10 protein-coding genes are annotated in these 9,760 nt (G+C 63.3%); 9 read left to right on the forward strand and 1 reads right to left on the reverse strand.

Annotated features, from left to right (window positions below):
• On the reverse strand, nucleotides 1-364 hold a 364-nt coding region (locus AC5DC2_RS13355), incomplete at its 3' end, for an NAD-dependent epimerase/dehydratase family protein (RefSeq protein WP_491698828.1).
• 195 nt (nucleotides 365-559) lie between these two features.
• Between AC5DC2_RS13355 and ybgC the strand changes: the two genes are divergently transcribed.
• The 9 genes from ybgC to ftsH all read left to right on the forward strand — a co-directional run.
• Nucleotides 560-1,033, forward strand: a complete 474-nt coding sequence (gene ybgC, locus AC5DC2_RS13360) for a tol-pal system-associated acyl-CoA thioesterase (protein ID WP_491698829.1) — start codon at nucleotides 560-562, stop codon at nucleotides 1,031-1,033.
• A gap of 321 nt (nucleotides 1,034-1,354) precedes the next feature.
• Nucleotides 1,355-2,074: a protein TolQ gene (gene tolQ, locus AC5DC2_RS13365; protein ID WP_491698830.1), complete on the forward strand. Its 720-nt coding sequence runs from the start codon at nucleotides 1,355-1,357 to the stop codon at nucleotides 2,072-2,074.
• Between the two features lie 18 nt (nucleotides 2,075-2,092).
• Complete coding sequence (gene tolR, locus AC5DC2_RS13370; RefSeq protein ID WP_024707293.1) at nucleotides 2,093-2,545, forward strand: protein TolR; 453 nt, start codon at nucleotides 2,093-2,095, stop codon at nucleotides 2,543-2,545.
• Between the two features lie 9 nt (nucleotides 2,546-2,554).
• Entirely contained in the window at nucleotides 2,555-3,703 is a 1,149-nt protein-coding gene (locus AC5DC2_RS13375) for a hypothetical protein (RefSeq protein ID WP_491698831.1), read from the forward strand.
• A 79-nt stretch (nucleotides 3,704-3,782) separates the two neighbouring features.
• Nucleotides 3,783-5,090, forward strand: coding sequence for a Tol-Pal system beta propeller repeat protein TolB (gene tolB, locus AC5DC2_RS13380; protein ID WP_491698832.1), 1,308 nt, complete (start codon nucleotides 3,783-3,785; stop codon nucleotides 5,088-5,090).
• Nucleotides 5,091-5,300: 210 nt separating this feature from the next.
• The gene (pal, locus tag AC5DC2_RS13385) at nucleotides 5,301-5,843 is read left to right on the forward strand and encodes a peptidoglycan-associated lipoprotein Pal (protein ID WP_024707296.1); all 543 of its coding nucleotides are present in this window, start codon (nucleotides 5,301-5,303) and stop codon (nucleotides 5,841-5,843) included.
• Between the two features lie 162 nt (nucleotides 5,844-6,005).
• Entirely contained in the window at nucleotides 6,006-6,824 is an 819-nt protein-coding gene (ybgF, locus tag AC5DC2_RS13390; protein ID WP_036236507.1) for a tol-pal system protein YbgF, read from the forward strand.
• Nucleotides 6,818-8,140: a tRNA lysidine(34) synthetase TilS gene (gene tilS, locus AC5DC2_RS13395; protein ID WP_491698833.1), complete on the forward strand. Its 1,323-nt coding sequence runs from the start codon at nucleotides 6,818-6,820 to the stop codon at nucleotides 8,138-8,140. The genes ybgF and tilS overlap by 7 nt, the downstream gene beginning before the upstream one ends.
• A 110-nt stretch (nucleotides 8,141-8,250) precedes the next feature.
• A partial coding sequence (gene ftsH / locus AC5DC2_RS13400; protein ID WP_491698834.1) for an ATP-dependent zinc metalloprotease FtsH occupies nucleotides 8,251-9,760 on the forward strand: 1,510 nt, incomplete at its 3' end.

The following is a 9,760-nucleotide window of genomic DNA, read 5'->3' on the forward strand; positions in this document are numbered from 1 at the left end:
TCACATTGTTGTCGACCGTGTAGTTCTTGTGCCGGTCGGATTTCATCGAATAGGGAGCGGCGCGCTGTTCGGCGAAATGGATGATCGCGTCCGGCTTTTCCGCGGCGAGCCATTTCTTCAGGATCTCGTAGTCCTTGGCCAGATCGATCAGGTGGAAATGAATCCTGCGACCGGTCTCGGCGTGCCAGATGCGGGTGCGCTCCTGGATGGAGTCCATCGGCGTCAGCGACTGGACGCCGAGTTCGGTGTCGATCCAGCGCCGCGACAGGTTGTCGATGATGTGGATTTCGTGTCCGGCATCAGACAGATGCAGCGATGTGGGCCATCCGATGAACCCGTCTCCGCCCATAACCGCAATTTTCATGGAACCACTCCGATCCGTTTTGTCATGCAGTGAAACTCGGTGTTAACCGAAACCAGTATGACATAAATGCAATGTTTTTTTTACGCAATCTCTTCAAATACCGCCGCAGAGACCTTTCCGATCTTGCTTTCGTCATTGCGAAGCCGCCTTGCACTGGACTAGGACACGACGCAGAACGACGAGACGAGGTTTGAGATGACCGACAAAAGCGGCGGAAATGTACCGGATTTGAGCGGCAGGCTCGAAGGCGGTGAACATCGTCTGCATCAGCGGGTCTATTATGAGGACACTGATTTTTCAGGCATCGTCTATCACGCCCGCTATCTCCATTTCCTCGAACGCGGCCGGACCGATTACCTGCGCTGCCTCGGCGTCGAACAGAGCACGCTGCATACGATCGACGAGGAGGGCCTCGCCTTTGCCGTGTACCACATGGACCTGAAATTCATCCGGCCGGCGCGCATGGACGACATTCTGGAGATCACGACTAGAACGACGAAGGCGACCGGCGCGCGCATGGTGCTTGCTCAGACCATTTCGGCGAACGGCATAGTGTTGACGACGGCGACCGTCACCGTGGTCGTCATCAACAAGCATGGCCGCGCGCGCCGGTTGCCGGACGACCTTGCGGCGACACTGCTGCTCGAGGCCAGCGGCGGCCAGGCCTGAGCTTGCCGCATCGGGCTTGATAAAACATGAGTATTATGTGAAGGAATTCAGCCATCGCCCTGCGACGGCGTGATCTTTGGCTGTCTCCATGGTTTTCAGGGGCTTTGGCCCTCCTGGTAACCGAGCGTTAACCATGATCATGTTTCATGCGAGCAGCGGGATTTCGGGATTTTTTGCCTAGGTTTCACCACGTTTTTATACGAGATGGAGCTAATATGCGGAAGCTTCGCAATCCCATTGCAAACCGAACACTGTCTCGCAGGCGGCTCTAACCGTACCCGCCCGGTCAACCGGGCCCATATATTCAAGGACTTACGTCACATGGAACAGCTTGGGTTGGAAGCAGCACATGCCGATGTCGGCTTGCTGGCGCTCTTCATGCAGGCCGGCCTGATCGTCAAACTGGTGATGATCGGCCTGATCGCCGCCTCGATCTGGACGTGGGCGATCGTGATCGAGAAGATCATCGCCTACAACAAGGAGCGCCGCGCCTATAACCAGTTCGAGGATGCCTTCTGGTCCGGCACCTCGCTGGAGAAGCTCTATTCGAACCTGTCGGAGCGCAAGACCTCCGGCATGGCCGCGGTGTTCGTCGCCGCCATGCGCGAGTGGAAGAAATCCTTCGAGCGCGGCGCGCGTGCCCCCGTCGGCCTGCAGATGCGCGTGGAAAAGTCGATGGATGTCGCCATCCAGCGCGAATCGGAAAAGCTGGAAGCTCGCCTCGGCTTCCTCGCCAGCACCGGCTCGGCAGCGCCCTTTATCGGTCTCTTCGGCACGGTTGTCGGCATCATGACCTCGTTCCAGGCGATCGCCGGTTCGAAATCGACCAATCTCGCTGTTGTCGCTCCCGGCATTGCCGAAGCGCTTCTGGCCACCGCCATCGGTCTCGTCGCCGCCATTCCCGCCGTTGTCGCCTACAACAAGTTTTCCGCTGACAGCGGTAAGCTGGTGGGTCGCATGGAGGGCTTTGCCGACGAATTCGCCGCGATCCTGTCGCGTCAGATCGACGAGAAACTCCAGTCGCGCCCGGCCGCGGAATAATCCGAGGGAGATTGCGATATGGGAATGACCGCAGGAACAAGCGCCACGGGCGGCAGCCGCCGGGGACGAAGACGCGCGCGGCGCGGCCCCGTCAGCGAAATCAACGTGACGCCGCTCGTCGACGTCATGCTCGTGCTTCTGATCATCTTCATGGTCGCCGCGCCGATGATGACCGTCGGCGTGCCGATCGACTTGCCTGAGACGCAGGCGCAGGCGCTCAATTCGGATACCCAGCCGATCACGATTTCCGTCAATCCGGAAGGCCAGATCTATCTGCAGGAAACCGAGATCGGCATCGACGAGGTCGTGCCGAAGCTCGAGGCGATCGCCACCACCGGCTATTCCGAGCGCATCTATGTGCGCGGCGACGCCAATGCCGATTACGGCACGGTGATGCGGGTAATGGCGCGGATCTCGGCGGCGGGTTTCAAGAATATCGGCCTGGTGACCCTGCAGGAACAGGATAGCTGATTTCCCGCCATGACGCGCAGCTTCGCCATTTCCTTCGTTCTGCACTGTCTGGTCATCGGCTGGGCAGTGTTTCTGCTCGGCACGCCGCCCTCCATGGAGGTGGCCGACGTCGATGCCCTGCCGGTGACGCTGATCCCGGTCCAGGACATCACGCAGGTGCAGCAGGGCGATCAGGACGCGGAGCTTGCCGAGATCGCCGCGCCCGTACCGACCCGGCGTCAGGACCAGGTGGCCGATGCGCAGAATGTCGGCGAAAACGAGATCGACCTGAACAGGGCGGAAGAGGCGACGCCCGACAATGTGGAACAGGAGCAGGCGGCCTTGCCGACGCCTTCGGCTGCGGAAACGCCGGAGCCTGCGCCGCAGGAGGACGTGGCCGAGTCTCCGCCGCCGCCCGTGCCTGAGCCTGCACCGCGCCCCGAGCCCGAACCGGCCCCCGCGCCCGATCCTGCGCCGGCTCAGGAGCCGGCTCCTGCGCCGGAACCCGCACCCGCGCCCGAGCCGGAGGCCGTCGAGACACCCGAGCCCGAACCCGCGCCAACGCCTGAACCGGCCGAGGCCAGCGCGCCCGAACCCGAACCCGCGACCCCGGCCGAGCCGGCAGAGCCGCAACTCGCCTTCCCCGATCAGGCGCCCCTTCCGACGCGCAGGCCTGAGCAACCGGCGCTGCGCGAGACCCGCACGGCTGAAGCCCCGCCGACCGACAGCCAGACCACGGCTTCCACGGAAACGGACGACTTCAACGTCGACGACATCGCCGCGCTGCTGAATCGCACCGAGGCGACCGGCGGCGGAGCGCAACGCGCAGAAACGCCTGCCGCCCTCGGCACGCAGCGGCCCAGCAATTCCGCGCAGCTTTCGCAAAGCGAACTGGACGCGCTGCGCGGCCAGATCCAGCGCAACTGGTCGATCCTTGCCGGGCTTGACGGCGCGGAAGGCGTGCGCATACGCATACACATGAAGCTTGATCCATCCGGTGCGATTGTCGGAACGCCAGAGGTGACGGCGACCGGCGGCAGCGAGAGCGCGCGGCGCATTCTTGCCGGCGGAGCCCGCCGCGCGGTGCTGAAATCCTCGCCCTTTGTCCAACTTCCGCCGGAAAAATATGACGCCTGGAGCGAAGTTATCGTGAACTTCGACCCAAGCCAGATGCTTTAACGGTTAACCGGAGTAACGCGGAGGGACTAAACCCGCCGCAGCAGACCGTCGCACTCAACGCTGAAAGGCCTGACCTGTCATGCTCAAACGCTGTCTCGTATTTCTGTCTGTCGCCTGGGCCGGGCTCGGCCTTTTCTTCGTCGCGCCGGCCTATGCGCTGGTCGAGATCGACATCTCGCGCGGCAATGTCCAGCCGCTGCCGATTGCGATCACCGATTTCATTTCGGATGACGGACTTGGCGCGGACATTTCCGGCGTGATCGCCGCGGATCTTCAGCGTTCCGGCCTGTTCAAGCCGGTCGACCGCTCCGCCTTCATCCAGCAGATCAACGATCCGGACCAGACGCCGCGGTTTCAGGACTGGCAACTGATCAGCGCCGAGGCGCTGGTCGTCGGCCGCGTGACCCGCGAGGCGGATGGCCGCCTGCGCTCCGAGTTCCGGCTGTGGGACACCTATGCCGGCCAGCAGATCATCGGCCAGCAGTTCTATACCCAGCCGGACAACTGGCGCCGCGTTGCCCATATCATCGCCGACTCGATCTACCAGGCGCTGACGGGGGAACAGGGCTATTTCGACAGCCGGATCGTCTACGTTTCCGAAAGCGGACCGAAAACCGCCCGCAAGCGCCAGCTCGCGATCATGGACCAGGACGGCTACAATGTCCGCATGCTGACCGACGGCCAGTATATGGTGCTGACGCCGCGCTTCTCGCCGAACCGGCAGGAAGTGACCTACATGTCTTACGAGAACGACCAGCCGCGCGTCTATCTTCTGCAACTGGAGACGGGACAGCGGGAGGTGGTCGGCAACTTCCCCGGCATGACGTTTGCGCCGCGCTTTTCCCCGGATGGCCAGCGCATCATCATGAGCCTGCAACAGGACGGCAACGCCAACATCTATACGATGGACCTGAGGACCCGCGCCACGACCCGGCTGACCAGCACGGCCGCCATCGATACCTCGCCCTCCTATGCGCCCGACGGCAACCAGATCGTGTTCGAAAGCGACCGCGGCGGTCGTCAGCAGCTTTACGTGATGAATGCCGACGGCTCGAACCAGAGCCGAATCTCCTTCGGCGACGGCAGCTATTCGACGCCGGTCTGGTCGCCGCGCGGCGATCTCATCGCCTTTACCAAGCAGTCCGGCGGCAAGTTCTCCATCGGCGTGATGAAGCCGGACGGCAGCGGCGAGCGCATCCTGACGACGGGCTTCCACAATGAAGGTCCGACCTGGGCGCCGAACGGCCGCGTGCTGATGTTCTTCCGCCAGAATGCCGGCGAGGGTGGCCCGCACCTTTATTCCATCGACCTGACGGGCTATAACGAACAGCGGATTTCGACGCCTGATTTTGCCTCCGATCCGGCCTGGTCGCCGCTTCTCGAATAGCGGCGCCCGAGTTTTTCGACCTCGCATTCACCCTTTGTTAACGGTGTTTGTTGAGGGGGGATTAACGGCGATTTGATAGGTCATTTCGTCAATGTCGGCAGGTGCGCAAGACGCGATCAGCGCGCGGCCGTCACGGTAGAAAAAAAACGCGTATCTGGTCCGACCGAAGGGTGCTGGACTTTTGATTGGAACGCTTGAAGGAGAGCGGTAATGAGCCGAGCCACGCTTGGAGTTGAAGGCCTTTCCAGGAAAAGGGCGATGAGGCCTGCTATCGTCGCGCTGTGCGCGGTCATGGCGCTTGGCCTTGCCGGCTGCGCATCCAAGCAGGACAACCTGCCGGGCAGCGGCCAGGGCATGGCGGGCGCCAATGCGGGCGTCGCCTCTCCGGGCAGCGTCCAGGATTTCGACCTCAATGTCGGCGACACGGTCTATTTCGAGACTGATTCGGCCGCGATCACCCCGATCGCCGCGCAAACGCTCGACAAGCAGGCCCAGTGGCTGCAGCGCTACACCAGCTATGCCATCCGCGTCGAAGGCCATGCCGACGAGCGCGGCACGCGCGAATACAATCTGGCGCTCGGCGCCCGCCGCGCCACGGCCACCAAGAACTACCTCGTCTCGCGCGGCATTCCGGCCAACCGGATTTCGACGATTTCCTACGGCAAGGAGCGCCCCGTCGCCGTCTGCGACAACATCTCCTGCTGGTCGCAGAACCGCCGCACGGTGACCGTATTGCGCGGCGCCGGAAGTTGATCCCGATGTCCCGATGAAGAAAAAAAACCGGCCGCGCGCCGGTTTTTTTGTGTCCGCAGTGCATGAAAACGCGTTTTGATCTAAATATGGCCAGAAACGGCATGTCGGAGAACATGCAGGTCTGTTTTACTGGTTTCAGGGACAGTTTTTGGGAAAAGGATCATGAGAAAAGCAATTTTGTGTCTGCTGGCAGGCTCCGCCGTCCTCGGCATGCAGGCAAGCGCCTCGGCCACCGGCCTGTCGCTTTTTCCGGCAACCGGCGGCGGACAAGGGCAGGTGGTTCAGGTTCAGGCAACCGACCCGGCCATGCGGATCATGCAGCTTGAGGAGCAGGTCAGGAACCTCAACGGCCAGGTCGAGGACCTGAGCTTCCAGCTGCTGCAGATGGAAGAGCGTATCCGCAAATTGCAGGAGGACATGGAATTCCGCCTGCAGGATCTGGAAAGCGGCATGGCCGCGCCGCCTTCATCCGGCAGCGGGCCGGACAATGAAACGGCGTCGATCGACAACCTCCCGCCGATGCCCGACAGCGCCGTGAATGACGCCACCATGCCCGGCGAGGTCTCGCCTGACCTGCCGGAGGGAGCGGAAGGCGGCGGCGATGATGCCGCCTTCTATAACGTCGCCTACAACCTCATCCTTTCGGGTGACTATCAGCAAGCCGAGGATGCCTTCGGCGAATTCGTGCTGAGCTATCCGAATAGTCCGCTCATTCCCGATGCGAGTTTCTGGCTCGGCGAATCGATGCTGGCGCAGCAGAAATTCAACGAGGCCGCCAAGACCTTCCTGAACGCCTACAAGGCCTATGGCACATCCGACAAGGCGCCGGAAATGCTGCTGAAGCTCGGCCAGTCGCTGGCCGGCATGGACAACAAGGACGCCGCCTGCGCCACCTTCGCCGAAGTGCCGACGCGCTATCCCGATGCCGCGCAGGCCGTCCTCGACAAGGCGCGCGCGGAGCTTGCGGCCAACGGATGCTGACGCCGGCGCCCGCCGTCTGCCTTCCGCAGGCCTGCGCGGCAACGGCCGCGGCGCGGGACTTCCTGCTTTCGCTCAAGAAAGACTGTCATCTCCTCGTCGCTGTTTCCGGCGGCGGCGATTCGATCGGCCTGCTGACCGCGCTTGACGAGGCCCGGCGCGCTTCCGGAAGGAAGGATGTCAGGCTTTCGGCCGCGACCGTCGACCATGCCCTGCGCGCAGCGGCAGCCGAAGAGGCTGCCTGGGTCGAAACCTTCTGCGCCGCCCGCGGTATTGCCCACGCGACATTGCGCTGGACGGGCGAGAAGCCCGTGTCCGGCCTGATGGCAGCCGCCCGCGACGCCCGCTACCGGCTGCTCGCCGGAGAGGCGAAGCGTCTCGGCGCGCACGCCATCGCGCTTGCCCATACGATGGAGGATCAGGCCGAGACCCTTGCCATGCGCCGCGCGCGCAACGGGTCCGCTCTTGCGAGCGGCATGGCCGATAGGACGCTGGTCGAGGCCGCGATCTGGGTCGTGCGCCCGTTTCTCCGGGTCCGGCGCGGGACGATCCGGGCGTTTCTCGATGCGCGCGGCCTTTCCTGGATCGAGGACCCGAGCAATGAAGACGCGCGCTTCGAACGCGTGCGCGTTCGCCGCATGGTGCGAGACCGGGTCGAGGCCCTGGCGGGCGAGGCGGAAAGCGCCGCGCGGGCGCGCCGGGCTCTTTCGCAGGAGGCTGCGAGCCTCTTCGCTTCGGCCGCCACGCTCCACGAAGGCATCCTTGCCGAACTCGATGCGCGCCTTCTGACAGACGCGCCGGCGCCGGCGCGCTACCTTCTCAACCTGCTCATTCCCGTTCTCGGCGGCCTGGCCTATGGTCCGGGCGGCGCGGCGCTCGAGCGGGCCATGGCGTTGTGTGCGGGCCCGCACGGCGCACGCATGACGGCCGGACGCTGCCTGCTCGAAAGGCACCGTGACGCGCTGTTCGTCGTGCGCGAGGGGCGGGACCTTGGGCAAAACGAGATCCCGCCGGGCCAGGCCGGAATCTGGGACGGGCGTTTTCGCATTGAAAACCGCTCGTGCGAAACGCTGCACATCGCCCCTGCCGGCGTTGATGCGGCAAGCCCTGGCGAGGAGGCTTTCCTGCCGCGCCGGCTCGCGCGGCTTGCCGGGAAGGTTCGTCCCGCCCTGCCGCCGTTCGAAGACGTTTCCTGTACGCCGTTCCTGGCGCCGTTCGACCGCTTCCTGCCGGGTTTCGAACTTGCGCTCGCCAATGCGATAGCGGCGGCTTTCGCCCGTCCGGCCTATCCCGATCCGGCCCCGGCCTATTTGCGGTGAGAAAATGAATCTTGGGACCGGCTTGTCTTGGCAAGACATGGCACGGACCCTATGTTAGGCGTAATTCAGCGGCATTGTGACGTGCCGGAAATATGATTTCGGGGAGTTTAATGAACCCAAACCTACGCAATATTGCGCTATGGGCGATAATCGCGTTGCTGCTGGTCGCGCTGTTCAGCATGTTCCAGTCGACGCCGTCGCAGAACACCGGCAACCAGGTGGCCTATTCGCAATTCGTATCCAGCGTTGAAGCCGGCAGGGTCAAGGAAGTGACCATTACCGGCAACAACATCACCGGCACCTACACCAGTGGCGGCTCGCCCTTCCACACCTATGCCCCGGTCATCGACGACAACCTGCTCACCAAGCTCGAGAACAACAATGTCGACGTCACGGCCAAGCCGGTCAGCGACGGTTCGGGCGGCATACTGAGCTATGTCGGCACGCTTCTGCCGATGCTGCTGATCCTCGGCGTCTGGCTGTTCTTCATGCGCCAGATGCAGGGCGGATCGCGCGGCGCGATGGGCTTCGGCAAGTCCAAGGCCAAGCTTCTGACGGAAGCCCACGGCCGGGTGACCTTTGACGATGTCGCCGGCGTTGACGAGGCCAAGCAGGATCTCGAGGAGATCGTCGAATTCCTGCGCGACCCGCAGAAGTTCCAGCGTCTCGGCGGCCGCATTCCGCGCGGCGTGCTGCTCGTCGGCCCGCCCGGAACGGGCAAGACGCTGCTGGCGCGTTCGGTGGCAGGCGAGGCCAATGTGCCGTTCTTCACCATTTCCGGTTCCGACTTCGTTGAAATGTTCGTCGGCGTCGGCGCAAGCCGCGTGCGCGACATGTTCGAGCAGGCCAAGAAGAATGCTCCCTGCATCATCTTCATCGACGAGATTGATGCTGTCGGCCGTCATCGCGGCGCCGGTCTCGGCGGCGGCAATGACGAGCGCGAGCAGACGCTGAACCAGCTTCTCGTGGAGATGGACGGCTTCGAGGCGAATGAAGGCGTGATCCTGATCGCCGCGACCAACCGTCCCGACGTTCTCGATCCCGCGCTTCTGCGTCCCGGCCGTTTCGACCGTCAGGTCGTCGTGCCGAACCCGGATATCGTCGGTCGCGAGCGCATCCTCAAGGTCCATGCCCGCAACACGCCGCTGGCGCCGAATGTCGATCTCAAGGTGGTTGCCCGCGGTACCCCGGGCTTTTCCGGCGCAGACCTGATGAACCTCGTCAACGAAGCCGCGCTGATGGCGGCGAGGCGCAACAAGCGTCTGGTCACGATGGCCGAGTTCGAGGACGCCAAGGACAAGATCATGATGGGCGCCGAACGGCGTTCCACCGCGATGACCGAGGCGGAGAAAAAGCTCACGGCCTATCACGAGGCGGGACATGCGATGGTGGCGCTCAAGGTGCCGGTGGCCGATCCCGTCCACAAGGCGACGATCATTCCGCGCGGCCGCGCGCTTGGCATGGTGATGCAATTGCCCGAGGGCGACCGCTATTCCATGAGCTACAAGTGGATGATCTCGCGGCTTGCGATCATGATGGGCGGTCGTGTTGCAGAGGAACTCACCTTCGGCAAGGACAACATCACCTCCGGCGCATCCTCCGATATCGAGCAGGCGACCA

The sequence above is a fragment of the Martelella sp. genome, from assembly GCF_984369615.1.